At 65.0% G+C, this 26,608-nt stretch carries 24 protein-coding genes; 5 read left to right on the top strand and 19 right to left on the bottom strand.

Annotation, left to right across the window (positions count from 1 at the left end; genetic code table 11):
* Positions 1–43: 43 nt before the first annotated feature.
* From ACVWY6_RS02965 to ACVWY6_RS02890, 16 genes are all read right to left on the bottom strand, one after another.
* Positions 44–646: a TetR/AcrR family transcriptional regulator gene (locus tag ACVWY6_RS02965; RefSeq protein ID WP_023956161.1), complete on the bottom strand. Its 603-nt coding sequence runs from the start codon at positions 644–646 to the stop codon at positions 44–46.
* Positions 643–1,404 carry an enoyl-CoA hydratase family protein gene (locus tag ACVWY6_RS02960; RefSeq protein ID WP_457536088.1) on the bottom strand — a complete coding sequence of 254 codons (762 nt, stop codon included), beginning with the start codon at positions 1,402–1,404 and terminating at the stop codon, positions 643–645. Before ACVWY6_RS02960 ends, ACVWY6_RS02965 begins: the two co-directional genes overlap by 4 nt.
* 21 nt (positions 1,405–1,425) lie before the next feature.
* The gene (locus tag ACVWY6_RS02955; RefSeq protein ID WP_023956165.1) at positions 1,426–2,583 is read right to left on the bottom strand and encodes an acyl-CoA dehydrogenase family protein; all 1,158 of its coding nucleotides are present in this window, start codon (positions 2,581–2,583) and stop codon (positions 1,426–1,428) included.
* A complete protein-coding gene (locus ACVWY6_RS02950; RefSeq protein WP_457536086.1) occupies positions 2,580–4,574 on the bottom strand; it encodes an acetyl/propionyl/methylcrotonyl-CoA carboxylase subunit alpha in 1,995 nt (664 codons plus the stop codon). The genes ACVWY6_RS02955 and ACVWY6_RS02950 overlap by 4 nt, the downstream gene beginning before the upstream one ends.
* Before the next feature lie 8 nt (positions 4,575–4,582).
* Entirely contained in the window at positions 4,583–6,118 is a 1,536-nt protein-coding gene (locus ACVWY6_RS02945; protein WP_457536860.1) for an acyl-CoA carboxylase subunit beta, read from the bottom strand.
* A 32-nt stretch (positions 6,119–6,150) separates the two neighbouring features.
* A complete protein-coding gene (locus ACVWY6_RS02940) occupies positions 6,151–7,314 on the bottom strand; it encodes an acyl-CoA dehydrogenase family protein (RefSeq protein ID WP_457536085.1) in 1,164 nt (387 codons plus the stop codon).
* Complete coding sequence (locus ACVWY6_RS02935; protein WP_457536083.1) at positions 7,311–9,029, bottom strand: acyclic terpene utilization AtuA family protein; 1,719 nt, start codon at positions 9,027–9,029, stop codon at positions 7,311–7,313. Before ACVWY6_RS02935 ends, ACVWY6_RS02940 begins: the two co-directional genes overlap by 4 nt.
* Positions 9,026–9,790 (bottom strand): TIGR03084 family metal-binding protein, encoded by a 765-nt coding sequence (locus ACVWY6_RS02930; protein WP_457536858.1) that lies wholly within the window; start codon positions 9,788–9,790, stop codon positions 9,026–9,028. Before ACVWY6_RS02930 ends, ACVWY6_RS02935 begins: the two co-directional genes overlap by 4 nt.
* 321 nt (positions 9,791–10,111) lie before the next feature.
* Positions 10,112–10,984, bottom strand: coding sequence for an SDR family NAD(P)-dependent oxidoreductase (locus ACVWY6_RS02925; protein ID WP_457536081.1), 873 nt, complete (start codon positions 10,982–10,984; stop codon positions 10,112–10,114).
* 5 nt (positions 10,985–10,989) lie between these two features.
* Complete coding sequence (locus ACVWY6_RS02920; RefSeq protein WP_457536079.1) at positions 10,990–12,246, bottom strand: hypothetical protein; 1,257 nt, start codon at positions 12,244–12,246, stop codon at positions 10,990–10,992.
* Positions 12,247–12,253: 7 nt separating this feature from the next.
* Complete coding sequence (locus ACVWY6_RS02915) at positions 12,254–12,805, bottom strand: nuclear transport factor 2 family protein (RefSeq protein WP_457536078.1); 552 nt, start codon at positions 12,803–12,805, stop codon at positions 12,254–12,256.
* A gap of 15 nt (positions 12,806–12,820) precedes the next feature.
* On the bottom strand, positions 12,821–13,012 hold the full coding sequence (locus tag ACVWY6_RS02910) for a ferredoxin (RefSeq protein ID WP_023956183.1): 192 nt from the start codon (positions 13,010–13,012) through the stop codon (positions 12,821–12,823).
* 15 nt (positions 13,013–13,027) lie between these two features.
* Positions 13,028–14,377 (bottom strand): cytochrome P450, encoded by a 1,350-nt coding sequence (locus ACVWY6_RS02905; protein WP_099383892.1) that lies wholly within the window; start codon positions 14,375–14,377, stop codon positions 13,028–13,030.
* Entirely contained in the window at positions 14,374–15,168 is a 795-nt protein-coding gene (locus tag ACVWY6_RS02900; RefSeq protein WP_023956187.1) for an SDR family oxidoreductase, read from the bottom strand. The genes ACVWY6_RS02905 and ACVWY6_RS02900 overlap by 4 nt, the downstream gene beginning before the upstream one ends.
* Positions 15,168–16,391, bottom strand: coding sequence for a cytochrome P450 (locus ACVWY6_RS02895; RefSeq protein WP_023956189.1), 1,224 nt, complete (start codon positions 16,389–16,391; stop codon positions 15,168–15,170). The genes ACVWY6_RS02900 and ACVWY6_RS02895 overlap by 1 nt, the downstream gene beginning before the upstream one ends.
* On the bottom strand, positions 16,388–16,978 hold the full coding sequence (locus ACVWY6_RS02890; RefSeq protein ID WP_030165000.1) for a TetR/AcrR family transcriptional regulator: 591 nt from the start codon (positions 16,976–16,978) through the stop codon (positions 16,388–16,390). Before ACVWY6_RS02890 ends, ACVWY6_RS02895 begins: the two co-directional genes overlap by 4 nt.
* A gap of 66 nt (positions 16,979–17,044) precedes the next feature.
* On the opposite strand from ACVWY6_RS02890, the gene ACVWY6_RS02885 reads away from it, so the two are divergent.
* From ACVWY6_RS02885 to ACVWY6_RS02865, 5 genes are read left to right on the top strand one after another with little or no spacing between them, the layout of a single operon-like run.
* Positions 17,045–18,511 (top strand): aldehyde dehydrogenase, encoded by a 1,467-nt coding sequence (locus ACVWY6_RS02885; RefSeq protein ID WP_457536074.1) that lies wholly within the window; start codon positions 17,045–17,047, stop codon positions 18,509–18,511.
* Between the two features lie 9 nt (positions 18,512–18,520).
* Positions 18,521–19,258, top strand: coding sequence for an SDR family oxidoreductase (locus ACVWY6_RS02880; protein WP_030165005.1), 738 nt, complete (start codon positions 18,521–18,523; stop codon positions 19,256–19,258).
* Positions 19,255–20,118: an NAD(P)-dependent oxidoreductase gene (locus ACVWY6_RS02875; RefSeq protein WP_457536072.1), complete on the top strand. Its 864-nt coding sequence runs from the start codon at positions 19,255–19,257 to the stop codon at positions 20,116–20,118. Before ACVWY6_RS02880 ends, ACVWY6_RS02875 begins: the two co-directional genes overlap by 4 nt.
* On the top strand, positions 20,115–20,501 hold the full coding sequence (locus ACVWY6_RS02870; RefSeq protein WP_030165011.1) for a carboxymuconolactone decarboxylase family protein: 387 nt from the start codon (positions 20,115–20,117) through the stop codon (positions 20,499–20,501). Before ACVWY6_RS02875 ends, ACVWY6_RS02870 begins: the two co-directional genes overlap by 4 nt.
* Positions 20,502–20,509: 8 nt before the next feature.
* Positions 20,510–21,493, top strand: a complete 984-nt coding sequence (locus ACVWY6_RS02865) for an LLM class flavin-dependent oxidoreductase (RefSeq protein WP_457536070.1) — start codon at positions 20,510–20,512, stop codon at positions 21,491–21,493.
* A gap of 95 nt (positions 21,494–21,588) precedes the next feature.
* Here ACVWY6_RS02865 and ACVWY6_RS02860 read toward each other — a convergent pair whose 3' ends face one another.
* The 3 genes from ACVWY6_RS02860 to ACVWY6_RS02850 all read right to left on the bottom strand — a co-directional run bounded on the left by ACVWY6_RS02860 (position 21,589) and on the right by ACVWY6_RS02850 (position 26,592).
* Positions 21,589–22,911, bottom strand: coding sequence for a DUF222 domain-containing protein (locus tag ACVWY6_RS02860; RefSeq protein WP_457536068.1), 1,323 nt, complete (start codon positions 22,909–22,911; stop codon positions 21,589–21,591).
* Positions 22,912–23,062: 151 nt separating this feature from the next.
* Positions 23,063–23,803, bottom strand: a complete 741-nt coding sequence (locus ACVWY6_RS02855; RefSeq protein WP_062798982.1) for an ABC transporter ATP-binding protein — start codon at positions 23,801–23,803, stop codon at positions 23,063–23,065.
* Complete coding sequence (locus ACVWY6_RS02850) at positions 23,800–26,592, bottom strand: ABC transporter permease subunit (RefSeq protein WP_457536066.1); 2,793 nt, start codon at positions 26,590–26,592, stop codon at positions 23,800–23,802. The genes ACVWY6_RS02855 and ACVWY6_RS02850 overlap by 4 nt, the downstream gene beginning before the upstream one ends.
* Between the last annotated feature and the right edge of the window lie 16 nt (positions 26,593–26,608).

Here is a 26,608-nt window from a genome sequence, read left to right as displayed (position 1 = left end):
TTGCACATCTCGGCAGGGATATGCAACCTTCTGGTTGCACACATCAGCGCAGAGACGCCTGCAGTTGCTCCGCCCACGCCCCGACGACCTGCCTGCGGCGCGCGGAGTCGTCGGACAACGTATCGGCCAATCCGAGCCCACGCGCAAAGTCCAGGGTCGCCTGCACCAGCCGATGGACCTTGGGGTCCGAATCGTCGACCCCCAGCATGTGCACCGTCATCGAATGGGCCGCGGCTCCGAACCGACCCTCGAGCGGCAGGATCAACCGGCGCAGCGATTCGTCGGATGCTGCTGCGCACCACACCTGTAACGCCGCCTTGAACTCTTGACCGGTGTAGAACTCGACGGCCGTGGCGACGGCGACCTCGATCCGTCCGGCTCCAGGTGGGAGTCGCTCGGCCTCGTCGGTGGCACGCATCGTCAGGTTCTCGAAGACATGCTCGAGAGCGGCGGTGATGAGGTCCTCGCGGGTCGGGAAATGGTGTTGCGCCGCACCGCGGGACACGCCCGCGCGGCCGGCAACCACACCCACGCTGCACGCCGCCCAGCCATCGACGGCAAGCACGTCGATGGTCGCGTCGAGCAGGCGTTGCCGCGTCGCCCGACTGCGGTCCTGCTGGGGAGTTCGTACCGGGCCGCGCGTCATGGGTGCTCGGCCACCCACGGAGGCGGTTGCTTGTTCAGGAATGCGAGCATTCCCGCCCTGGCCTCATCCGAACCGAACAGGGCTGCCGATTCGCTCGCCAATCGTGCTGCGTCGCGGTCGAATTCACGCAGAATCGCCGTTGTGGTCAGCCGCTTACTCGCGGCGAGACCCTGCGGGGAACCCTTGCGCAGATCGACGCACCAGTTCGCCACGATGCCGGCCAGCGCTTCGGAGTCCGCCGCCGCGGTGGTGATCAGCCCGATCTCCTCGGCCACCTGAGCGTCGAACTTCTCACCGGTGAGGAAGTATCGGCCGGCCGCCCGCGACGTGAGTCTGGGGAGCACCGTGAGCGAGATCATCGATGGCGCAACGCCGATTCTCGCTTCGGTCAGCGCGAAGGTGCTCGCAGGGCCCGCCGCCACCAGATCGCAGGCCCCGACGAACCCGAACCCGCCTGCTCGTACGTGGCCATCGATCCGACCGATCACCGGCTTGGGCAACTCGATGATCGACCGCATGAGATCGATCATCACCTCTGGCCCGGTTCGGCCCGCCTCACTGAGATCGGCTCCTGCACAGAATGTCCCGCCGGTGTGGGTCAACACCACCGCTCGCACCGCCTTATCGTCGCGGGCAGCGTCCAGTCGTGCGGTCAGCTGCTCGACCAGCGCGCCTGAGATCGCGTTGCGGTTTCCTGGCGAATCCAGTGTGATGGTCGCGATTCCCGCCTCGGCGGCGTATCCGACGATGTTGTCCATATCGGTTCTCGGGTTCCGCTCTCAGTACGACTTGGGTAGGCCGAGACTGTTCTGCGCCACGAAGTTCAGGATCATCTCGCGACTGACGGGCGCCACGCGGGCGATCCGGCATAGGTTGAGCAGCGGCGCGAGTCCGTACTCGGTGGACAGACCGTTGCCGCCGAGCGACTGTACGGCGGAGTCGACGATCTTGACGCATGCCTCGGCCGCCGCATACTTGGCCATGTTCGCCGGTTCGGCCGCACCCCAGTCGTCACCGGCGTCGTACAGCGTTGCGGCCTTCTGCATCATCAGTTTGGCCAGCTCCATCTCGATCTTGCCGACCGCCAGTGGATGTGCGATGGCCTGGTGTGCGCCGATGGGCGTCTTCCACACGGTCCGCTCGTTGACGTATTCCACCGCTCGGCCGAGAGCGAAGCGTCCCATCCCGACAGCTGACGCCGCTGCCATGATGCGCTCGGGGTTGAGACCGGCGAACAGTTGGCTCAGCGCCGCATCCTCGGAACCGACCAGCGCGGTCGACGGCAGGCGCACGTCGTCGAGGAACAGCAGGAACTGCTTCTCGGGATTGATCAGGTCCATCTCGATCTGATTGAACTCGAAACCCGGTGCGTCGGTGGGCAGGATGAACAGCGCGGGCTTGAGCCGGCCGGTCTTTGCGTCCTCGGTGCGGGCCACGATCAGCACGGCCTGGGCCTGGTCCACGCCGGACACGTAGATCTTGCGACCCGAGAGCAGCCAGTCGCCACCGTCGCGCCGCGCAGTGGTGGTGATGTTGTGCGAGTTGGACCCCGCATCGGGCTCGGTGATACCGAAAGCCATGGTGATCGACCCGTCGGCGAGTCCGGGCAGCCACTGCTTCTTCTGGTCTTCGGTGCCGAAGCGCGCGATGACGTTTCCGCAGATCGCCGGGGAGACCACCATCATCAGCAGTCCGCTACCGATGGCCGCCAGTTCTTCCATCACGATCGACAGCTCGTACATTCCCGCGCCACCGCCGCCGTACTCCTCGGGCAGGTTGACACCGATGAAGCCCAGCTTTCCTGCCTCAGACCATAATTCGTCCGTCTTGCGGCCACTGCGGGCGCAATCGAGGAAGTACTCGTGGCCGAAACGGCCGCCGAGACCGGCCACAGAACTGCGTAACGCCTTCTGCTCATCTGTTTCCACGAAGCTCATGCTGACTCTCCCTCGATCTCGTTCGGCCGATGTTCTGAGATGACGGCGAGCACTTCGCCCACGGCCACCTGTTGCCCTGCCCCGATGGGCAGCTTCTCCACGATTCCGTCTGCGGAGGCCGAGATGGTGTGCTCCATCTTCATCGCCTCGAGCCACAGCAGCGGCTCGCCCTTCGTGACGGTCTGACCTTCCACGACGGCGATCCTGATGATCGATCCCGGCATCGGGGCGAGCAGCGATCCGGGGGCACTCATCTCGGCGGGATCGACGAATCGCGGTGCCCTGCGGAGCGTCACCGACCCACCTGAGAAATCGACCCAGCGCGCGTCGTCGCGTCGACGTACCCGGAAGGTGCGGTCCACGACGGCGACGGTGAGGGTCACTGCGTTGCCGTGCATCGTCTTCACAGTCACCGCTGGGTCATCCGGCAGCACCACACCGTCACGTGTCACCCGGTATCGCACCGTCGTCTCGTCGGTGTTCTCACCGAACGTGTAGTTCTTCGTCTGGGTGGCCGACGGCAGGTTGCGCCAGCCCGACGGCAGTCCCCCATCCACGCCCGCACGGCTACGGTTGTCGGCGGCGTCGGCGAGTGCGGCGGCGATGATGGCCTCGCGTCGTCGCTCCTCACCGGCCAAAGGGGCCGACAGGACGTCCAGACCGATCTCGTCGATGAACTTGGTGGTGGTGTCGCCATCACGGAACTCGTTGCGGCGCAGCATCGTCACCAGCATGTCGCGGTTGGTGCGTGGGCCGTGGAGTTCCGCTGACTCGAGCGCCCCTGCCAGGATGCTGATCGCGGTGCGTCGGTCCGGTGCCCAGCTGATCACCTTCGCGAGCATCGGGTCGTAGAAGACCGAGATCTCGCTTCCGTCCTCGATGCCCGAGTCCACTCGCACACCGGGTGCACCCAGCCGGCGGAAGGCCGCATCGCCCGCGATGTGGACGTGATCGACCCTGCCGGACTGGGGTTGCCAGTCGGCGCCGGGATCCTCGGCATACAGGCGAACCTCGATCGAGTGACCCTGCGGCTTCGGAGCTTCGGGTGGCAGATGTGCGCCCTCGGCGATGTGCAGTTGCCACGCGACCAGGTCGAGCCCACTGGTCTCTTCTGTGACGGGGTGTTCGACCTGCAGCCGGGTGTTCATCTCCAAGAAGAAGAACCGTCCGTTGTCGTCGGCGAGGAACTCGACGGTCCCGGCTCCGGTGTAACCGATGGCCGATGCAGCGGCCACCGCGGCATCGAAGAGTTCGCGGCGCAAGGCGGCGCCGATTCGCTCCACGAGCGGTGAGGGCGCCTCCTCGATGATCTTCTGATGGCGCCGCTGTATCGAGCACTCCCGCTCGCCCACCGCCCACACGTTTCCTGCTGCGTCGCCCAGCACCTGCACCTCGATGTGGTGGCCGCGCTCGATGTACGGCTCGCAGAACACCGTCGCGTCACCGAACGCCGATTGCGCTTCACGAGCTGCAGCTGCCACCTCTGCGGCCAGGTCGGCGAGGTCGCGAACGATGCGCATACCCCGGCCACCACCGCCGGCCGATGCCTTGATCAGGACCGGAAGATCCTCGGCGGCAATGGCATCCGGATCCAGGTTGCTCAACACCGGTACACCCGCGTCGGCCATGATCGCCTTGGCGTTCACCTTCGAACCCATGGCATCGATCGCCGATGGATCGGGACCTATCCAGGTGAGCCCGGCCTCGATCACCGCTCGGGCGAAGGCGGCGTTCTCGGACAAGAAGCCGTAGCCCGGGTGCACCGCATCGGCACCAGCGGCACGCGCGGCAGCGATCACCGCATCGATCTTGAGGTAGGTATCGGCAGAGGTGTTGCCCGGCAACCGGACTGCCACATCTGCCTCACGGACGTGAGGAGCAGTGGCGTCGGGGTCCGAGTACACCGCGACGGTGCCGAATCCGAGACGGCGGCATGTGGCGAAGACCCGGCGCGCGATCTCGCCGCGGTTGGCCACCAGTACTGTTTGCATGTTTCCCATCACATCCGGAAGACGCCGAAGTTGCTGGTGCCTTGCACCGGCCCGTTGTCGATCGCCGAGAGGCAGAGCCCGAGAACCGTACGGCTGTCCCGAGGGTCGATGATGCCGTCGTCGTACAGCATTCCCGAGAGGAACGCCGGCATCGACTCCTTCTCGATCTGGGCTTCGATCATCGCCCGCATCCCGGCGTCGGCCTCTTCGTCGACCGTTCCGCCCCTGGCCTCGGTCGCGGCGCGCGACACCATCGAGATCACTCCGGCCAGTTGGGCTGCCCCCATCACCGCCGACTTCGCACTGGGCCAGCTGAACAGGAAGCGGGGGTTGTACGCCCGTCCACACATGCCGTAGTGGCCTGCTCCGTAGCTCGCGCCGATCAGCAGCGAGATGTGCGGGACGGTGGAGTTCGATACCGCATTGATCATCATCGAGCCGTGTTTGATGATGCCGCCCCGCTCGTATTCTTGACCCACCATGTATCCGGTGGTGTTGTGCAAGAACAGCAATGGGGTGTCCGAGCGGTTCGCGAGTTGGATGAACTGGGTTGCCTTCTGAGCCTCGGCGCTGAACAGCACCCCCTGGGCGTTCGCCAGGATCCCGATCGGATAGCCGTGGATGCGCGCCCATCCCGTGCACAGCGACGATCCGTACTCGGGTTTGAACTCGTCGAACACGCTGTCGTCGACGATGCGGGTGATGACGTCGCGAGGATCGAACGGGATCCTCAGGTCTCCCGGCACGATCCCGAGCAGATCCGATTCGGGATGGCGCGGTTCGATACTCGCCGCCACCGGGCCGGGGCCGCGCTTACGCCAGTTGAGCCGGGCCACGATCCGGCGACCGATCCGGATGGCGTCGCGTTCGTCGGTGGCGTAGTAGTCGGCGAGTCCGGACGTACGCGCGTGCATCTGGGCACCACCGAGGGACTCGTCGTCGCTGACCTCACCGGTGGCCATCTTCACCAGAGGCGGTCCGCCGAGGAACACCTTGGACTGGCCTTCGATCATCACGGTGTGGTCGGACATGCCCGGCAGGTAGGCACCACCGGCGGTGGAGTTACCGAAAACCAGTGACAGCGTGGGTATCCCGGCCGCAGACAGCCTGGTGAGGTCCCGGAACATCGCGCCTCCGGGGATGAACACCTCTTTCTGCGTGGGCAGGTCCGCTCCCCCGGATTCCACGAGATTGATCAGTGGAAGACGGTTCTCCAAAGCGATCTGATTGGCGCGCAGGCCCTTACGAAGTGTCCAGGGGTTGGAGGTGCCGCCACGCACGGTCGGGTCGTTGGCCACGAGTACACATTCGACCCCTTCGATCACACCGATGCCGGTGACGATCGAGGCCCCCACAGGGAAGTCGGATCCGTACGCGGCGATGGGCGACAGTTCCAGGAACGGACTGTCCTCATCCACCAGCAACTCGATGCGTTCGCGGGCAAGCAGCTTGCCGCGTTCGCGGTGGCGGGCCACCTTCTTCTCGCCGCCACCGGCCGCAGCCTGAGCGAACAGTTTTTCGATCTCGGCGATCTTGCCGAGCATCGAAGTGGTGGCGTCGTCGATCTCGGGCGCGCTCACGGGTGGTACCCCAATCGTTTTCCGGCCAGGCCGGTGAGGATTTCGGTTGTTCCGCCGCCGATACCGATAATTCGCATGTCGCGATACTGGCGTTCGACCTCGGTGCCGGTCATGTACCCCGCCCCACCGAACAGCTGCACTGCCTTGTCGGCCACCCACTCCCCGGCCTCGACCGCGCTGTTCTTCGCGAAACAGACCTCGGCGATCAGATCGGTCTCGCCGGCGGCCGCGGCGTCCACGATGGCGTGGGTGTAGGTGCGGACCACGTCGATCTTGCGGGCCATCTCGGTGACCGTTTCCTGCACCGACTGCCGGGCGATCAGCGGTTTGCCGAACGTGTGCCGCTCACGGATCCACTCCAGGGTGAGGTCGAGACACCGTTGGGCGCTGGCGTAGGCCTGCACGGCCAGGCCGACCCGTTCGGTGACAAAGGCTTGCGCGATCTGCACGAACCCGGAGTTCTGCGCACCGACGAGGTTGGTGACGGGTACGCGGACGTCCACGTACGACAGCTCAGCGGTATCCGATGCGCGCCAACCCATCTTGTCGAGCTTGCGGGTGACCGTGAAGCCGGGGGTGCCGCGCTCGACCACCAGCAGGGAGACGCCACCTGCGCCCGGCCCGCCGGTGCGTACCGCGGTGACGACGAAGTCCGCACGTACACCTGAGGTGATGTAGGTCTTGGCGCCGTTGACGATGTAGTGATCGCCGTCGCGAACCGCAGCGGTGGTCAGGTGGCCGACATCGCTGCCACCGCCGGGTTCGGTGATCGCGAGACTGCCGATCTTCTCTCCGGCCAACGTGGGCCGGACCCACTTCTCGATCTGCTCGGCATCTCGTGCGGCGATCAGATGCGGTAGCGCGATCCCGCAGGTGAGCAGCGACGAGAACACTCCACCGGACACACCCGCATAGTGCAGTTCCTCGCCCAAGATCGTGGCGTCGATCAGGTCTCCACCCGAGCCGCCGACTTCTTCGGGAAAGCCCAATCCGAGGAGTCCCACCTCCGCGGCCTGCTTGTGCAGGTCCAGCGGCAGCTCGCCGAGGCGCTCCCACTCGTCCTGGTGCGGCAAGATGTGTCGCTGCGCGAAAGCCCTGACGGTACTGCGCAATTGCGCCCGCTCGTCAGTTCTCCACGCTGGGGTCTCGAGTGTTCTCACGTCAGCTCTCCGAATTCGATGGGGATGTCGATGTGTCGTGATCTCAGCCATTCCCCCAGGCCTTTGGCCTGAGGGTCGAACCGGACGTTGTCCGCGACACCGCGACCGAGGATGCCCTCGATCACGAAGTTCATCGCCAGCAGGTTCGGGAAGACGTGGCGATGGACCGTCAGTTCGGCGGCTTCGGGGATCAAGGCTGTGAACCGATCGGTCGTCAGGGTTGTCACCAGCCACTCGAAGTGGACCGGGTTGCGCACCCACACACCGACATTGGCGCTTCCGCCCTTGTCTCCACTGCGCGCGCCGGCGATGTCGCCCAGCGGAGCCCGTCGGGTGAGGCCCCAGCGGGCGGGATCAGCGGGCTCGTCCGGCTCGTCCGGCGACAATGTGTCGGCAGCCGGAGCCGACGTCGCCACCGGGCTGGCATCGATGTCGAGCGTCGTTCCGTCCGCGAGATGCACACGGTGAGGAACGCTGTGTGCCGGTACATATCCGGGCTCGAACACCGCAAAGGGCGACCCTGCCCCCGGCGGGGCGGTCATCGTGAAGCCCGGATAACTGGCCAGCGCCAATTCGACGGCAGCCGAGGAGAACTGGCGCCCGACGACCTTCGGGTCAGCGTCCTTGGCGACGCACTGGAGCACTGCACTCGCCTGTTGTTGCGTCGGTGCGTCGGTTTGATCGAGGCGGGTGAGGGTCCAGGTGAGGTCGGCCGGTGCGCGATGTAACTCGGACTCGAACTGCGCCCGCACCAGTTCGGCCTTCGCCTCGATGTCCAGACCCGTGAGGATCATGGTGATCTCGTTACGGAATCCGGCCAGGTGGTTCAGCGACACCTTCAGGGTGTCCGGTGGTGCCTCACCTCGCACACCGGTCACCCGCACGCGGTCGTCGCCGAGATCCTCGAGCTCGATCGTGTCGAGACGAGTGGTTGCATCAGGCCCGAGGTAGCGCGGCCCGCCTACCTCATACAGCAACTGAGCCGTGACGGTTCCGACAGTGACCGCTCCGCCCGTTCCGGCATGTTTGGTGATCACCGACGACCCGTCGGCCTCGACCTCGGCGATCGGGAATCCCGGGTGACGCAGGTCTGCGATCTCGGTGAAGAACGCATAGTTGCCGCCGGTCGCCTGGGTGCCGCATTCGATGATGTGGCCGGCGACCATGGCACCGGCGATCTGATCGAGATGGTCCGGCTCCCAACCGAAGTGGGCGATGGCGGGACCCACGGCCAGTGACGCGTCGGTGACGCGACCGGTCACCACGATGTCGGCGCCGGCTTGCAGGGCGGCGGCGATGCCGAAGCCACCGAGGTACGCGTTTGCTGTCAGTGGGGTGCCCAGCCCGAGGTCGGCGGCACTCGCGGTGAGGTCGTCGCCGTCGACGTAGGCGATGGAGGGTGAGAGGCCGAGTTCGCCGGCCAGCCGGGTCAACGCCTCGGCCAGGCCTGCCGGGTTCACACCGCCCGCGTTGCTGACGATCTTGACACCGCGATCCATCGCCGTGCCGAGATTTGTCTCCATCTGTCGCAGAAAGGTTTTCGCGTAACCGAGCGTGGAGTCCTTGAGTCGGTCACGTCCGAGGATGAGCATGGTCAGCTCGGCAAGGTAGTCGCCGGTCAGGTAGTCGAGTTCACCGCCGGTCAGCATCTCCTGCATCGCGGCGAAGCGGTCACCGTAGAAACCTGACGCGTTGCCGATGCGTACCGCGCTCATCGGCCGCCTCCAGGAGGACCCGCGAAGCACTGCGCGATGGTCACCCACCGGGCCGCATCGTCACCCTCGGTGCGGATGTCGACATCCGCCGGGTTTCGGCGATGGGTCACCAAAAGGCAGAAGTCGAGAGCAGAACCGGACACCTTTTGCGCAGCCCCCTCTGGCCCCCACGTCCACACCGAACCGTCGGGAGCCGTCAGCTCATACCGGAATTCCTCGGCGGGAGGAATGATCTGGTTCACCTGATACGCAAAATCACGGGTTCTGACCCCCAAGTGTGCAATCGACTTCAGTCGAGCGGTCGGTGCGTTGGAGATTCCCAGCGCGTCGGCGATGTCGAGGCCGTGAGCCCACACTTCCATGAGCCGGGCCGTGGCCATCGATGCCGCCGACATGGGCGGCCCGAACCACGGCAGCTTCTCGCCGGGAGGATGGGACAAGAGCGCGTCCATCAGAGCACGTCGGCGCGTACGCCAATCGGCAAGAAGTTGTGCGGGCGGCTTCGCCGCCTCTTCACGAGCCCCGTCATCGACAAACGTGGTGGGGTTCTCCCATGCCGTCTTGAGAATGTCGTCGAACGCTGCGGGGTCGGTGGCCGCGACGCGTGCCTGCTCGTCGGTCCACGACAGGTGCGCCACTTGGTCGATGACCCTCCACCCAGCAGCGGGAGTGCTTGCGAACCAACCGGATTCGGGTAGATCTGCAACCATGCTGTCGACGACGTCGATCTCGGCGGACAGGTCTGCCACCAACTCGGCCACGATGCTCACCGGGCCAGCATCACACGACCCGGGAGCTAAAGCAAGCACTGCTGCTTGTTTTGGTCCCGAGCGGACTCTCGTACCCGCCGAGCGGGCCGAAACTCCCGTCGAGCGGGCCCTCGTGACCATCGAGCGGGCCGAAATCCCAATCGAGCGGGCCGTAAAGGCTCTCGACCGGGCTGAAGCCCGCGCCGGGTAAGCGGGCAAGTGCGCCGATCGGCCCGCTCGACGGAAGTTTCGGCCCGGTCGACGGAAATTTCGGCCCGCTCGACGGAAGTTTCGGTCATGTCCAACACCTACAGCGACCGTTGCCCACGCAGATCAGTCAGGAACGAGTCGATGCAACTCCGGTAATGTGTAGGGCGGTTCGTCCTGGTGTCCGCGATACGCCACGAAAGCAGGCTCGAAAGCCGGGTATCGGCCGATGAATCCTCCTGCCGCACTGAATATCTGGCCGGTGACCTCGGACGCCAGATCACTCACCAGGTAGGCGTACAGCGGGGCCACGTAATCCGGCGGTGCCGGATCGAGCGCGGCGTCACGGGTGAACTCGTCGAGCAGTCCGCGCTCGAAGAGACCCCTGATGTGCGCTTCGTAGCCGGCACCGGTCGACAATCGGGTTCTCCCACCGGGACAGATGACGTTGACCCGGACGCCGTGCGGCTTCAGGTCCGCGGCCAGCGCCAGCGCCAGACCATTGACGCCGCCTTTGGCCGCCGGATATCCGGTGCCACCGAAGTTGCCGGCCGCAGCCGCCGAGCCCGTGGCCACGATCGACCCGTGACCCTGCCGGGACAGGACCGGCGCCGCCACCCGAGCCAACTCGAAAGTGGTCAGCAGGTGGGCGTCGAGCTGCGCGCGGAAGTCGGCAGTCGACATGGTGAGGATCGACGACTGTTCTGGTTCGGCGATCCCGGCGCAGTTGATCACCGCATCCAAGCGGCCGAACCCGTCGATCGATGCCGCGATCAATGCTTCGGCGACGCCGTCACCGGCCGCCGAACCGGCAACCGCCACAGCGACACCGCCGCGGTCCCTCAGATCGGCGGCGACGCGGGAGGCCACGTCACCGTCGCGTCCGTTGATCACCACCGATGCACCCTCGGCGACAAGGCGTTCGGCCACGGCGCGACCGATTCCCCGGCTCGAACCGGCGATCACCACGCACTTGCCGGAGAGATGCTGTTCGGCCACGGAGGTCAGGCGCCCGAGTTGACCGGCGTGATCGACAGCGGGATACCTCGATCGGCGAACTCAAAGGTCGATCCGCCGCTGAATCGCGCGATTGCGACCTCGCCGAGTTCCTTGATGGCTTCGGCATGTGCGATCTCGACCACCACGTCGCCACCGTCGCGGTAACCGGTCACCGCCGACCAGGTGAGATCGACACCGGTGGCCATCGCCAGGACCGGTTCGAGATGGTCTGGATCGATGTGTGCCAGCCAACCGCCGTCGGCGACCGCACTGGAATCGGCAGGGATACGCAGCCGGACGATGGCGGACTCCCCCGTGCCGTGCACCGACACCTCGGTGCCCGCGTACTGATCAGGACCGAGGATCGGATGTACCCGCAGTACCGCGGCCAGATCCTCGGCGCCCTGTCCGAGGCCAAGGCATTTACGCAACCGATCGGCCGTCAGACCGGATATTCCCGTCAACTGCTTGCGGAAGATCTCGGCTGCCTTGTCTTCGTCGGTCTTGCCCCGCACCGACATCAAGAAGCCCAACGCCAGCAGATGGTGTTGCAGTGCAACCTCTTCGGCGATACGCACCAGGGCCGAGTGGGACCAGTCCTCGAAACGCAGGTCTTCCCAGACCGGCCCGATGTAGTCGCCGTGGCCCTCGCTTTCCGGGTCGATCGGCGACAGTTCGATCTTCGCGGCCTGTGTTTTCGACATCTCGATGGATTCGGGAGGCAGCGGTAGCTCTTCGCGGTCCGGCTCGATGGTGACCGTCCACGCGCAGTGCGGGTGCTGATCGGCCGGACGGCGAGGTGGCCGGTGGATCGGGCGAATCCGTGCCCGCCGGTTGGTGGCGATCGCGGTGGCGTCGAAGGTGGGGTCTTCGATGTCGTGGCACATCGAGGTCACGTAGTCGTCGCCCATCGGCTCCACGTCCATCAACGCGCCGCAGTGGTTGAGGACGAACTCGCCGTGATACTTGTCGAAGATCGTGTAGCGGAAGTCCATGAACTGCGGTGGTGCGCCGATGTCGAGTTGCAGGCATTTGAACATGTCCGCCACGCCGTCACCGTCGATCTGCAGAGCGGTTCGCATCCGCCCGGTGTAGACCGGGCTCGCGGCCATCCACTCCTCGATCGCAATCTGTGCCATGGTCTCGCGGCCGAAAGCCGCTATGCAGTGCGCCATTCCGGACCGGTCGATCAATTGGCCGGACAGCAGTAGTTCTGGCACCAGCTTGGCCAGCTGGGCGCGACTCAGGTCCGCGTATGACATCTGCCGGTCACCACATCGGAACTGGAGTCTTGCCGAGGGGGTACCACCCTGGCAGCAACTCCTTGGCGTTGATGACCCGGTCGATGCGGCCCTGCATTCCCTTGCTCATCACGCCGTCGGTCATCATCTCCATGAACAGTGCGGTGACGTTGCCGTAGTCGAAGAAGTCCCGCTGCCAGCCCCACTTGTAATCGCCGGCGTACTTGAACCAGCTGCCCTGAATCCCTTCCAGCCCATAGTGCGAACCATCCGGGCGGGTGGCCTCGAAGATCTGCTTCCACAGTCCGAGCATGTCGCCGGTCTTCTCATCGATCACCCACGTCTGGTAGGGGTAGGTCCACCCGTCGAGACCGTCCATCTCGTAGCCGATCGCGTAGTCACGGATCTCATCTCGACCGACCGCCATGAAGTCATGCTTGGCGCCATAATTCCAGCCGTATGTGGCGTCTTCGGTGTAGAACTCCGCAAGTGGACGCCAGTCGCCGGCTTTCTCGCAGTCGACGTTCCCCTGCAGCCAGCGCTCGACCATCTCGTCGAGCTCAGCGCGATCAAATACCATGGAAATAACCAACTTTCATTCTTCAATGATCTTGAGGGCCTGAGTGGGACAGTAACGCACAGCGCGCTTCACGTCCTCCAAATGACTGTCATCCGGTTGCGGGTCAAGGAGATTCACCGATTCGCGTTCAGCTTCGAAGATCTCCGGCGCTTCCATCTCGCACATTGCGTGTCCCTGGCACAGATCCAGGTCGACTTCGATTCTCATCGGCTGCTCCCGTCTTCAGCGAGCGCGCTTGCGGTACTTCACCTTGCACGGCTGGGCCAGCTGCACAACCATTTTCGAGTGATCGTTCTTGTACGACTCGGACGGCTGGCTCATCTCGAACTCATAGTTCTGCAGCAGCACGGAGAAGATCGCCTTGAGCTGCATGATGGCGAACTGCGCGCCGACGCAACGGTGCCTGCCCGCACCGAAGGGAATCCACGTCCACCGGTTGGCGAGATCTTCCTGACGGGGTTCGAGGTAGCGGTCCGGGTCGAAGCTGTCCGGGTTCGGGAAGTCTTCCGGCAACCGGTTGGAGATGGCAGGCGACGCGGCGATGGTCTGGCCCGCGGTGATCTCGAAGTCCTCGACGATGAACTCGTTCTGGACCACGCGCATCAACACGATCAGCGGAGGGTGCAACCGCAGGGCTTCTTTGAGCGCCGACTCCAGCTTGGGGATCTGACGCATCGCACCGAAGCTGTATTCGGCACCACCTGAGTAGATCTCGTCGAGCTCGTCGGTGACCTGCTTCATGTAGTCGGGGTGGCGCAGCAGTTCGATCAGCGTCCAGGCAGCGGTGCCGGATGTGGTGTGGTGTCCGGCGAACATCATCGAGATGAAGATCCCGGTGATGGTGTCCGCGGTGAAACGGAGGTTTCCCTCCTCGTCGCGGATCGAGACCAGGACGTCGAGCAGGTCCTTGTCGTCGCTCTCGTCCGGCTCGGCGATGCGGGTGTCCATTATTTCCTGGACCAGCGCGACCAGTCCCTCGCGGGCGGCGTCACGCTTGCGGAAACTCTCGATGTCGGCATGGGCGTCCACGTACGCGATCGGGTCGGTGCCCTTTTCCAGATCGTGGTAGAGATGCGCGAACCTGCCGTCGAGCTGTTCGCGGAACTTCTTGCCCACCAGGCAGGTCGACGACGTGTAGATGGTCAACTCGGCGAAGAACTCGAGCAGATCGATCTCACCCGAATCGCCCCAATCGGCGATCATGCGCTCGACCTCGAGCGGGATGGTCACGGCATGGTTCTTCATGTGAGCGCCCTTGAGCGCCTGGTTGTGGAGCATCTCCGATCGCCGCTCGGGGCTGGCGTCGAACACCACACCCTCACCGAAGATCGGCGTCATGAAGGGGTAGGCGGCTGCCTGGTCCAGGTCCTCTTCCGATGCACGGAAGAAGGCCTCGTTGGCCGCGGCGCCCGAGACCAGCGCGACCTCGCGGTCGGCGAGCTGGAAGATCCCGACGTCGCCGCATTCTTCACGGACCCTCTTGAACAGGCCGATGGGATCGGTGGACAACTCGTCGAGATGGCCGTGCTCACCGTCGCCACCGGATACGCGCTTGGGCTTGGTCAGTGTCATTTGCTGTCTCCTTCAGTACGAGCGACCGGGGCTTCGGCCTCGACCTCGACCAGGCGCATGTGTGCACCCCGAGGCATTGAAACGATGGTTGTGACCGCGGTGGCCAGATGGACGGGTTTGAGGAAGTTCCCGTGCCGGGCCAGGCCCCACGGAATCCAGTCGTTGAGCACCGATTCGGCGACCTCGGGCGAGAAGTTCATCCCCATGCCGGTCATCACCTGGCCGGGACGAACGAGACTGGCGCGCACACCCGTGCCCTCGAGTTCCATCCTGGCGACTTCGGCGAGTCCTTCGACACCGCATTTGGCGGCCACGTAGGCGCCCATCTGCGGACGCGGCGACACCACCACATCGGAGCTGATGAACACAAAATCACCACGCCGGCGACCGATCATCTCGGGAATCAGCCTGCGGTACAGACGTTGTGCGCCGAACAGGTGGATGTTCACCTGCGCGGCGAAGTCGTCGGTGGACACCTCGAACGAGCGTCCCGGTTCCAGGTCGCCGGCACCGGACACGGCCACCTCGATGGGACCGAGCTGGGCTTCGGCCTTGGTGACGAACTCGTCGATCGAGTCGGCATCGGTGATGTCGAGCGGCAGGGCGATCGCCTCGCCACCCGCTTCGTTGATCTGGTCGGCGAACTCCTGTGACTTCTGCACCCGCCGGGCGCCCAGTGCCACCGGATAGCCGGCCGCACCGAGCATGACGGCGGTTGCTGCGCCGATGCCGGACGAGGCACCGGCGACGACCACCGGCCTGCGTTCTGGGTGTCCGGGGAACCGTGGCATCAGCGCACCTTCACTTTCATGGGCAGGGCTGCGAACCCGCGGACGTTGACCGAGTGCACCCGGGCGGCGTTCTCGATGTCGATGTCGATCTGGTCGATCGACTTGACGATCTGTCCCAGTGCGACATTGGCTTCCAGCCGCGCGAGGTGTGCGCCGAGGCAGAAGTGGGTGCCGAGGCCGAAGCTGGTCAGGGCCTGCGAGCTGTCCCTGGTGATGTCGTAGTTGTCGGGGTTCTCGAACACGTCCTCGTCGCGGTTCGCCGAGCCCAGGAGCAAGAGCACACGCTGACCGGCTGGGATGGTGTAGCCGCCGTACTCGACGTCCTCCATGACCCGGCGGACGACGATCTGGGTGGAGTTGTCGTACCGCAGGGTCTCTTCGGTCCACTGGGGCACGGCCTCGGGATCGGCCATCGGTATCGCGAGCTGATCGGGGAACCGCCATCCCCAATACACCGCATTCGCAAGCAGTTTCGTGGTGGTCTCGTTGCCTGCGACGATCATCAGGATCATGAACCCGATGATCTCGTCCTCGGTGAGCCTGGTCTTCTCACCGGTCTCGTCGTCGAGGACCTCTGCGTCGAGCAGCGCGGACACAAGGTCGGTACCCGGCTTCTTGCGGCGCTCGACGAGCAGCTCGGTGTAGTAGCGGGTCAGCTCGAAGTAGGCGAGCACCGCGGCCTCGGGAACGTCGAACACGCCCTCTTCGCGGTGGATCAGCAGGTCGGACTGGGTACGCAGGTGGGCGCGGTCGGCCACCGGCACGTCGAGCAACTCCGACACCACATCCATGGGCAGCAGACCGGCGAACTCGGTGACGTAGTCGAACTCCCCCATCTCCAGGCAGCGACTCCAGTGTTGTTGGGTCAGTTCGGCGATCCGGTCACCCAGCTCCGCGACCCGCTTGGGCGTGAAGCCCTTGGAGACCAGTTTGCGGATACGCATGTGCTTCGGGTCGTCGAGGGCAAGGAACGACATCGACTTGTGCGCATCGGGGCCGTAGGCGGCCGGGTCCATCGACACACCCCAGCTGTTGGACAACCGGACTGCGTCGCGGAACCCGTTGCGTACGTCCTCGTGCTTGGCGAACGCCCAGAAGTCCATGTCCGCGTTGTGGTAGACCGGCGCCTCGGCGCGCAGGCGGGCATACGTGGGATAGGGGTCTTCGTGGAAGTTGTAGTCGTAGGGGTCGAACGGGACCCGGGTCTGCATACCTGTGGTCATCGGTTCTCCAGCAGTAGTCGTGCCGCCGCGTCGAGCCGGTCGGCGATGGCGGAATAGGTTTCGTATCCCATGCCGGCACGCACGAGCGCGCCGGAGTACAGCATTTCGAGCGCCTCGAGCAGCGCCTCGTTCTCAGGGGCCTCGGGGTCGCCGCCGAGGGCGGTGGCCAGTCGTTGCCGGATCAGGACGCCGATCCGCAACCGGAGGTGCTCGACATCCGGGTCCGAGCCCAGCAGTGATGCCGTCACCGCACGGGCCAGATGGGTGTCGTCCTCGACAGCCAATGCCACCGAACGCAATTGGGTGACAACCCGTTCGGTTCTGGGCAACGAGGGGTCGGGGTCGGCGATTCCCTCGGCCAGCCGGCGCCAGAAGAGCTCGGCCACCACATGCCCCTTGGAGCTGAAGTACGTGTAGGCCGTGGCCGGTGCGACGCCTGCGCGCTTGGCCACAGATCGCACGGTCAAGGCGTCGTATCCGACTTCCCGCAACACCTCCACCGCCGCGGCGGTCAGCCGGTTGACGGTCTCCGCCTGAGCGGTCGTCAGCCGCCGGCGAGTGGATTCGAAAGAAACCGGACTGGACATGGACGCTGACATTACACTAGGTTCATACTCGAGTCCAGACACGTGTCCAGAAGGAGGCGACCAGCAATGGCGCTGAAGCCAGAAACCAGCTCTGAGCTGCTCATCGACGGGAAGCTCGTACCCGGTTCCGGTGGCACTTTCGACATCATCAACCCGGCCACCGAGGAGGTGATCGGGCAGGCCGCCGACGGCACCGTGGCCGACATGGAGGCCGCAATCGCCGCCGCGCGCACGGCATTCGACACCACCAGCTGGCGCCACGACCACGCCTTCCGGGCGAAGTGCCTGCGCCAACTCCGGGACGCCTTGCAGGGCCACGTCGAAGAGCTCCGCGAGATCACCATTGCCGAGGTGGGTGCCCCCCACTTCTTGACCTCAGGCCCGCAGCTCGAGGGCCCGATCAACGATCTCGGCTGGCTGGCCGACCTCGCCGAGAGCTACGAATGGGAAAGTGACCTCGGTCGGGCCAAACCGATGGGCATCAAGACCCAGCGGCGCGTACAGCGTGAGGCCGCCGGAGTTGTCGGCGCCATCACGCCGTGGAACTTCCCGCACCAGATCAACTTCGCGAAGATCGGCCCCGCGCTGGCCGCCGGTTGCACGGTGGTCCTCAAACCCGCCCCCGACACCCCTTGGTGCGCGGCACTGGTCGGCAAGGTCATCGCCGAGGAAACCGACATCCCGGCCGGCGTGATCAACATCGTCACCTCGAGCGATCACTCTGTGGGAGCGGTACTTTCGAGCGATCCCCGCGTCGACATCGTCTCGTTCACCGGCTCCACGGCGACCGGCAAGAAGGTGATGGCGGCAGCTGCCGACAGCCTCAAGCGCGTCTTCCTCGAACTCGGCGGCAAGTCGGCGTTCATCGTGCTCGACGACGCAGACCTCGCATCGGCCTGCTCCATGGCCGGCTTCTCCGTGGTCACCCATGCGGGCCAGGGTTGCGCTTTGACCACGCGACTGCTGGTTCCCCGCGAGAAGTACGACGAAGCCATTGCGCTGACCCGTGATTCGATGGCGGGACTACCTGCCGGAGATCCCACCGATGCCGGAACCATCTGTGGTCCGGTCATCTCCGCGACGCAGCGAGACCGTGTCGAGGGCTATTTGAAGCTGGCGCGCGAGGAGGGCGGCACCATCGAGATCGGTGGCGGCAGGCCCGCGAACAAGGAGAAGGGCTACTACATCGAGCCCACCCTGATCTCGGGGGTGGAGAATTCCGCACGTGTTGCGCAAGAAGAGATCTTCGGCCCCGTGCTCGTGATCATCCCCCACGACGGCGACGACGACGCGATCAACATCGCCAACGATTCCCCCTACGGCCTGTCCGGCGCTGTGTGGGGCACCGACCCCGAACGCATCCAGCACGTTGTCGACGGTGTCCGCACCGGGACGATGAGCATCAACGGCGGTATCTGGTACGGCGCCGACGTGCCGTTCGGCGGCTACAAGCAATCCGGCATCGGGCGCGAGATGGGCGTTGCCGGATTCGAAGAATACCTGGAACTCAAAGCCATCGCGGCACCAGCATAAGGAGCATGTATGAGTAACAACCGATTTGAAGGCAAAACCGCCATCGTCACCGGCGCCGCCGGTGGTATCGGCGAAATCTATGCACGCCGTCTGGCCGCCGAGGGCGCCAACGTTGTGGTCGCCGACCTCAACGATGAGGCAGGCAAGCAGGTCGCCACCGACCTCGGTGGGCTCTACGTCAACACCGACGTCTCCGATCCCGAGTCGGCGCAGGCCCTGGCCACCGCCACCCTCGATGCCTACGGGCAGATCGACTATCTCGTGAACAACGCCGCGATCTACGGCGGGATGAAGCTCGACTTCCTCATCACCGTCCCCTGGGATTACTACAAGAAGTTCATGAGCGTGAACCTCGACGGCGCCCTCAACGTGACCCGTGCGGTCTACGGTCACATGAAGCCCGGTAGCGCGATCGTCAATCAGTCTTCCACCGCGGCATGGCTGTACAGCGGCTTCTACGGCTTGGCCAAGGTGGGAGTGAACGGTCTGACCCAGCAGCTCGCCACCGAACTCGGCGGTTCCGGCATCCGCGTCAACGCGATCGCACCGGGGCCCATCGACACCGAGGCGACCAAGTCGACGACGCCGGGCAGCATGGTCAAGGACATGGTCAGCAAGCTGCCGCTGTCTCGCATGGGCACACCCGACGATCTGGTCGGCATGCTCCTGTTCCTGCTGTCGGACGAAGCCGGCTGGATCACCGGTCAGATCTTCAATGTCGATGGCGGACAGATCATCCGGTCATGACAGATCAGAAAGCAGTCGGCTTCATCGGCCTGGGCAACATGGGTGCCCCCATGGCCGAGCGCCTACTCGCCTGGCCCGGCGGCCTGGTTGTTTGCGACACCCGGCCCGAGGCGGCCGAGAAGCTGGTCGAAGCCGGTGCCACACTGGCCGATTCGCCTGCCGAGGTCGCCAAGACCGCAGGGGTCATCGGCATCACCGTCCTCAACGACGAGCAGGTCAAGTCGGTGGTCTCCGGCCCCGACGGCATCCTGCAGACCGCGGCGCCCGGCACGGTCATCGCGATCCACTCCACGATCGGTCCGCAGACCGCGATCGATCTCGCCGCGGTGTGCGCGAAGTCGCGCGTGGAGCTGGTGGATGCACCGGTCTCCGGGGGCGCCCCCGGGGCGCAACAAGGCAAGCTCGCCATCATGGTCGGCGGTGAGCGGTCGGCTTATCTTCAGCTGAAAGAGCCGTACTCATCGGTCTCGGACATGATGGTGCACGCCGGACCGGTGGGTGCCGGTACCCGAATGAAGTTGGCCCGCAATCTGCTTCACTTCATCGCTTTCACCGCGACCACCGAGGCGGCGCGGCTGGCGGAGGCGGCGGGCATCGACATCGCCAAGCTCGGCAAGGTGGTCCGGCACACCGATGCGATAACAGGTGGACCGGGTGCGATCATGCTGCGGGACACCACGGCGCCCATCGATCCCGACGACTTCTGGTACGGGATCTTCACGCACGTGCGGGATCTCGGCGAGAAGGACCTTGCACTCGCCTTGCAGCTCGGCGCCGAACTCGGGGTCGATCTGCCGCTCGGGCATATCTCTTTGGATCGTTTCGCTGACGGCTTGGGTGTGGGAAAGGCAAAACAATGACTACTGAGGGCACGTCAGAGCGACGTCAACGGGGCCTGGACATGATGTCCAAGGTCTACGGGTGGGACATGCAGGACGGCCCGGGCGACTTCTTCGCGCACACCGCCGACCAGCTGTTCGCCGAGGTGTGGACCCGTGAGGGGCTCACCGTGCGGGATCGGAGACTGCTGCTGCTGGGCGCGCTGGCCGCAACCGGGCAGACCGATGTCGCCGAGATCCAGGCCGGCGCCGCACTCGGGAACGGCGAACTCGATGGTGATCAGCTACTCGAAATCGCTTTGTTCCTCTGCTATTACATCGGTTGGCCGCAAGGTACCCGGCTCAACATGATGTTCGGCGAGGTCATCAAGAAGCACAAGAAGGCGACGCGGGCAGCGGACTGAGCTGTCCGGTGACATTCTTCGCGACTCGATTCGACTTCCGCGCTCCCGGCGCCACCCCCGCCGCCCGCGGCGAACTCTTCGCGCGGTCGGTGGAGCAGGCGGAGTACCTCGACACACACGGCCAGGACGCCCTGATGTTGTCGGAGCACCACGGTTCGCCCGACGGCTACCTCCCGAGCCCGATGCTGGTGGCGTCGGCGTTCGCCGCACGAACGTCTCGGATCGCGATCACAGTGTCCGCGCTTGTCGCGAATCTGTACGACCCGCTGCGACTGGCCGAGGACATCGCCGTCCTCGACCACCTCAGCGGGGGCCGGGTGTCGTACACGCTCGGTCTCGGGTACCTGCCCCACGAGTACGCCCAACTCGGTCGGCCGTGGGTCAGTCGGGGCGCCGATATCGAACGACTGATCGGCGTTCTTCGGGCCGCGTGGAGTGGGGAACCGTTCGAGTTCGAAGGACGGACAGCGCAGGTGACTCCGGCGCCGTTGTCCAAGCCCCATCCGATGTTGTTCTACGGCGGCGGCTCCAGGGCTGCTGCTCTGCGCGCCGCCCGACTCGACCTCGGCTTCCAACCCCAAGTCGCCGACACCGCGTTGCGCGACCTGTACGAGTCGGAATGCCGTGCGCACGGCCGCGAACCGGGTTTTGTGATGATGCCGCCGCCAGGGCCGTCGACGGTGTTCTGCACCGAAGACCCGGACCGGTTCTGGCACCACTACGGCTCGTACCTTCTCGCCGACGCCCAGGCGTACGAGGCGTGGCACGGCGATCACGCCTCGCATGTTCGAGACAGCTCCACCACCGGGGACGAACTTCGTAGCGGCACGGGCTATCTGGTCTGCACCCCGGACGACCTGGTCGAGAAATGCCGTAGTCGCGAAGTACGCCTGGTGACAAGTCACCCCCTGTGCGGCGGGATGCCTGAGCAACCATCCTGGGACAGCGTGCACCTCATCGGCGAGAAGGTGCTCCCCGCACTGAGGAACTGACGCCCAAGAGAATGGGACTGAGTCGGCCTCACACTGTGTAGTTGTCAAGGAGCTGGTCGATCGGTTACATGGTCTGCAGTTCGAGATCTCGAGTTCTAGGCGGCGGCGGGCAGGACGATCCGCGACCGTCGGTGGGCCGGTATCGGTTTCTGTCGTCGATCGACACTCTTCGGTGGCGTGAACCACGGATGCCCATCGCCACCTATCGCGACTGCCCACCCCTGGTGGTGAATAATTCGGTGGTGGTGCCGACACAACAGGACGGTGTTGCTCAGGCTGGTCTTGCCGCCCTTGGACCAGTGCTCGATGTGATGGGCATCGGTCCATCCCGCAGGGCGACCACATCCTGGGAACGCGCATCCACAATCGCGCGCCAACAACGCTTTCCGTATCGCCGGGGTCACCGTGCGATGTTCTCGACCGACGTCGAGAGGCACACGTTCACCGTTGAGGATCATCGACGTCAACGTGGCATCGCAGGCCAGTAACCGTGCGGCTTCACCGCTGATCGGACCCATCCACTGCAAGTGGAACGCGCTCGTATAACCCTGATCATCGAGGAACTGCGCGTAGTCATCTGTCGACGCGCCCGACCCCGGCAGTGCCGCCCCTTCCTCGGCCAGCTCACGCGCATCAACGGTCATCGTCAGATGCGGGCGCACCCCACCCACCGTCGGCCGGTCTTCGGCCTGCAAGTAGGCGTCGATCAAGCGCTCGAGGCCTTCGGCCATTCGTTGTTCGGTCGAGCGTGGGTCAGGCGTGCCATCGTCGGCCGGCATCGGCCTGGTCAGTGGATCCAGCCCGGTCAACAATTTCTCCCCGAGAATTGCGTCGACGTCGAACTTTCCGCGCACCCGCCCGTCACCACCGGGAGTGACCGTGAAGCCGTTCAGCGCAGCGTTTTCCGACACCGGCACCGCACCTGTTGTTGGCGCGAGCGCGCACGCATCACCACGAGCCCGTTCACCGATCTCAGTGGGTGTGGCACCCGACCACGCCTGACCCAGCAGGCGGTTCACACAGGCGTCGCGGGCTGCGTCCGGCAATTCGGGCACAGCTCGCTCGACATGCGCTATGCCCCGCACGATCGCGTCGACCTGCTCGCCGGAGAAGTCACCGTCGCGAGCATGATCCTCGACCCGCGGTAACAACGCCAAGGCACGACCTACCCGCACCGTGCGGTGGGAACACCCAGGCGCAAGTCCCCCGCTCATCAACAAAGCAGCAGTGGACGCCGCTCCGAGCCGCTTGGCCACACCACGCCGATCGAGCGCCCCCGCCCACACCGACAACACGTGATCAACAAGATGACGAACCTTGATCAACGCCACCACCTGCTCGGCCAGAACGGCATCAGCTTCAGGCGGTGACCCCTGCGCAACCACAGCCAACGCTGTGCGGATTCCCCCGATATCCATGCCTCAACATTAGAACAAAATCACTGTTCGCACAAGTGTTCGAACTACCTTATTTCCCTGCGCTGCAACCTATTTCGAGCAAACCGACAGTGCCGAACCACCCAGTCTAACCGCGGGGTCTGACAGTTTCTTCGACGAGAAAGCGCCCAACTCAGCCCGCAACGCTCTCCGAGTCATCTTTGCGCGCACCCATGTACGCCCGCTCGACCAACGATGGATCGTCCGACAGCACCGACGAGGGCTGGTCGAGGACCACTTCACCATGCACCATGATCACGGCTCGGTCCGCGATCCCGAGGGCGAGGTGGACGTGCTGTTCCACCAGCACGACCGCTGTGTCGCCCCGGTCCGCGACCGCGCGGATGATCGGCAGGATCGACTCCACCACAACGGGTGCGAGCCCCATGCTCAGCTCGTCGATCAGCAGTACCTTCGGCCGCTGGATGAGTGCGCGGCCGATGGCCAGCATCTGCTGCTCACCCCCGGACAGCTGCCCGGCGTCGACTTTGAGGCGAGCACCGAGTGCCGGGAAGTACTCGAGCACCTCGTTCAATGCCTGCTTGCCGCGGTCACGTCCGCGGGTCGCGAGCTGGAGATTCTTGCGCACGCTCAGTCCGCGGAAGAGCGCGCGATCGTCGGGCACCAGCACGAGGCCCGATCCCACTGCCGCGCGCGGACTTCCGCGACGAAGGGTCTGCCCACCCACCAAGACGTCCCCGCCGAAACTCGGCAACAACCCGGCCAAGGTGAGCAACAAGGTGGTCTTGCCTGCACCATTCGGCCCCAGCAGCGACACCACCTCGCCCGCGCCGATGTTCAGGTCGACGTTGCGCACACACGGGCTGCGCTTGAAGTACCCGGCCTCCAGGCCCTTGCATTCCAGCACGCTCATGAGATCACCTTCTGTTCCGTGAGCCCGGTCGCCGATGTGGCCTCGGCGGTGTCCCGACCACCCGCAGGCACACCCAGATAGGCACGGATGACGTGCTCATCGGCCCGGATGGCGTCGGGGGTCCCACTGGCGATGACCTTGCCGAGATCGAGAACGATGATTCGATCGCACACGGACAGAACGAGTTCCATGTCGTGGTCGACGAGGAGCATCGTCATGCCGTTGTTGCGGACGGCGCGTAGCCGTTCACCGAGCCACCGACTCTCGTTGCTGTCGAGGCCGGCGGCGGGCTCGTCGAGCAGTGCCACCGAGGGATTGCCGGCGAGCACCCGCGCCATCGACACCAATTGCCGTTGTCCTTGTGACAGTGAGGCAACGGTGACATCGGCGACCGAATGCAGATCGAGCAAGCCGAGAACATCGTCGACGCTCTCGTCGCTCGTGGAAGCCTTACCGCCACGCGCGCCGACGGTGACGTTCTCCCGCACCGACAGGTCGTCGTACAGCTCGACATCCTGGAACGTGCGACCCAATCCACGTCGGCTGCGTCGGTGCGGAGCCAGATCGGTCACGTCGGTTCCGTCGAGAGTGATGTGTCCCGATGCCGACGCGAACCCACTGATGGCGTCGATCAGGGTGGTCTTTCCGGCACCGTTCGGCCCGATCAGCCCGACGATCTCACCGTCGAACACCTCGAACGACACCTCGCTCACAGCGGTGACTGCGCCGTACTGCACCGATACGGAGTCGACCTTCAGCAGCGTCCGGTCACGATCGATCACCGGTGTACCGGCGTCGAGCTGACCGGATGTGGGCGCCGTCGAGGCATCAGGCTCCCCGGCCGGGGCTCGGGGTGTCTCGGACCGCGAGAATCGTTGCACCAGAGGGGTGATGCGTCCGGCGATGCCGTCCGGGTTGATCATCACCGTCAGGATGAGGAGCACCCCACTGGCCAGCGCGTAGTAGTCACCGAAGTCGAAGGCCCGGTCCAGCACGATGTACAGCAACGCACCGGGAGCGAGGACACCTGCGAGCAGAGCGCCCGACACGGACGTGATCCCGGCGGTGTAGATGATGGCGAAGATCGCGATGCCGGCGAACACACTGAACGGATCAGCGGTTGCGAGAGTTTGTTGGTATGCGAGCAAGGTGCCGGTGAGCCCGGCGAGGAACGAGCCGATTGCGAACGCGGCCAGCTTGGTTCGCGACACGTTGATACCCGCGGCGGCCGCGGACCTCTCGTTGGCGCGGACGGCGAGCATGGCCGAGCCGAGCCGACTGCGCCGCAGCAGGCCGACGCCGACCGCAGCGATCACCACGATGATCAGGCACAGGATCCCGAACGAGACCCTCGGGTAGTTCTCCCCGGCGCCGATACCCAGATCGATCCCGAAGATGCTCGGTGCGTCGAAGTTCGAGCCCTTGAGTCCGCCGTTGAACGACGGGTTGCGGAACCAGAAGGTCTCCAGGAACACCGCGAGCGCAAGCGTGACCACCATGAACGGGAGCCCCCGGATCCGGAGGGCGGGCAACCCGACCACCACCCCGATGACCGTGGCCATCAGGGCAGCCAGGATCGGCGCGAACGGGAACGGTATCCCCAGTTCGGTGTTCACCACACTCAACCCGAAGGCACCGACACCCGCGAGGGTCAGCTGGGCGAGCGAGACCTGTCCGGCGAACCCGGTCACCACCACCTGCGAGAGTCCGAGGATCGCGAAGATGAATGTGGCGATGATCGCCCCACGGTAGCTGCCCGACGTCGCCGACAGGGCGATGACGGCAATCACGGTGGCGGCAACTGCCGGCGTCCAGATCCGTCTCGGACGGGGAGCCCGGCCGAGGTTCTGGTGCACGATACCGCCGCGACTGGGCAACGGCCGACCTTTGACCACCAGGAACACCAGAATCAAGAGCAGCGGGATCGCCTCGGATACACCAGATTTCGGAATCCAGCTGTAGAGACTCTGCAGGTGCGTTCCCTCTGCCTGCAGTATGCCGATGCCCAGCCCCGCCGCGACGGCCAAAGCCATGGACGAGAAGTTGCCCACCAGCGCCGCAGCCAGTGCGGGCACGATGAACATCGTGTACGCGATCGGGCTCAGGGGCACGATCGGGGCGATGAGGATACCGCCGAGTCCGGCGATCACCGACGACAGAGCCCAGTTGCTCACTGCGATGCGATCGGGCGAAAGCCCGGTGACAAACGCACCTTTCTCCGATTCCGCGGCGGCTTCGGTGGCCACGCCGAACCGCGTGAAGTGATACACCAGCGCGACCACCGTCGCCAGGGCCACGATCACCACGGCGAGCCAGATGCGGTCCGTGGGCACCTGACTCTCACCGATGGAGAGGACTCCCGGTTCGAAGATCGGTGCCACCGGAACCGCTGTGGTGCCGACCCGAAGCGCGAGGAGCGCCTGGATGGCCAGCATGAGACCGATTGACGCAACGGCTTTGGCGACCACCGGCGCCGACCGCATCGGCCGGAAGACCACCAGGTACAGCAGCGCTCCCAGCGCCGCCGCGATCACCAGCGAGATCGCGACGGCGGGAACGAGATCGAGTTCGCCACCCAGTTCGATCGTCGACGGGAAGCCGGGTACCGGGATGAGGAGTTCTCCCTCACGCAGTAACCCATACGTGTACGTGGTGTACAGCGCGACAGCTCCCGTCGCGAAGTTCACCACCCCCGAACTCTTGAAGGTCATCACCAACGCGAGTCCGAGGGCGGCGTAGACCGCTCCGTTGCCCAGGCCGAGAAAGAGATAGGCAAAGTGCTCGGTCATCTACTGTTCCAACTTC

Source organism: Williamsia sp. R60 (genome assembly GCF_054063855.1).
The sequence above is the reverse complement of the archived record's forward strand: the minus strand, read 5'-3'. Positions and strand labels throughout refer to the sequence as shown.

Coding starts and splice junctions, on each gene's coding strand:
- ACVWY6_RS02965 (WP_023956161.1), bottom strand. CDS start 646: ATGACGCGCGGCCCGGTACGAACTCCCCAGCAGGACCGCAGTCGGGCG.
- ACVWY6_RS02960 (WP_457536088.1), bottom strand. CDS start 1,404: ATGGACAACATCGTCGGATACGCCGCCGAGGCGGGAATCGCGACCATC.
- ACVWY6_RS02955 (WP_023956165.1), bottom strand. CDS start 2,583: ATGAGCTTCGTGGAAACAGATGAGCAGAAGGCGTTACGCAGTTCTGTG.
- ACVWY6_RS02950 (WP_457536086.1), bottom strand. CDS start 4,574: ATGCAAACAGTACTGGTGGCCAACCGCGGCGAGATCGCGCGCCGGGTC.
- ACVWY6_RS02945 (WP_457536860.1), bottom strand. CDS start 6,118: ATGCTCGGCAAGATCGCCGAGATCGAAAAACTGTTCGCTCAGGCTGCG.
- ACVWY6_RS02935 (WP_457536083.1), bottom strand. CDS start 9,029: ATGAGCGCGGTACGCATCGGCAACGCGTCAGGTTTCTACGGTGACCGC.
- ACVWY6_RS02920 (WP_457536079.1), bottom strand. CDS start 12,246: ATGTCATACGCGGACCTGAGTCGCGCCCAGCTGGCCAAGCTGGTGCCA.
- ACVWY6_RS02915 (WP_457536078.1), bottom strand. CDS start 12,805: ATGGTATTTGATCGCGCTGAGCTCGACGAGATGGTCGAGCGCTGGCTG.
- ACVWY6_RS02910 (WP_023956183.1), bottom strand. CDS start 13,012: ATGAGAATCGAAGTCGACCTGGATCTGTGCCAGGGACACGCAATGTGC.
- ACVWY6_RS02905 (WP_099383892.1), bottom strand. CDS start 14,377: ATGACACTGACCAAGCCCAAGCGCGTATCCGGTGGCGACGGTGAGCAC.
- ACVWY6_RS02900 (WP_023956187.1), bottom strand. CDS start 15,168: ATGCCACGGTTCCCCGGACACCCAGAACGCAGGCCGGTGGTCGTCGCC.
- ACVWY6_RS02895 (WP_023956189.1), bottom strand. CDS start 16,391: ATGACCACAGGTATGCAGACCCGGGTCCCGTTCGACCCCTACGACTAC.
- ACVWY6_RS02890 (WP_030165000.1), bottom strand. CDS start 16,978: ATGTCCAGTCCGGTTTCTTTCGAATCCACTCGCCGGCGGCTGACGACC.
- ACVWY6_RS02885 (WP_457536074.1), top strand. CDS start 17,045: ATGGCGCTGAAGCCAGAAACCAGCTCTGAGCTGCTCATCGACGGGAAG.
- ACVWY6_RS02880 (WP_030165005.1), top strand. CDS start 18,521: ATGAGTAACAACCGATTTGAAGGCAAAACCGCCATCGTCACCGGCGCC.
- ACVWY6_RS02875 (WP_457536072.1), top strand. CDS start 19,255: ATGACAGATCAGAAAGCAGTCGGCTTCATCGGCCTGGGCAACATGGGT.
- ACVWY6_RS02870 (WP_030165011.1), top strand. CDS start 20,115: ATGACTACTGAGGGCACGTCAGAGCGACGTCAACGGGGCCTGGACATG.
- ACVWY6_RS02860 (WP_457536068.1), bottom strand. CDS start 22,911: ATGGATATCGGGGGAATCCGCACAGCGTTGGCTGTGGTTGCGCAGGGG.
- ACVWY6_RS02855 (WP_062798982.1), bottom strand. CDS start 23,803: ATGAGCGTGCTGGAATGCAAGGGCCTGGAGGCCGGGTACTTCAAGCGC.
- ACVWY6_RS02850 (WP_457536066.1), bottom strand. CDS start 26,592: ATGACCGAGCACTTTGCCTATCTCTTTCTCGGCCTGGGCAACGGAGCG.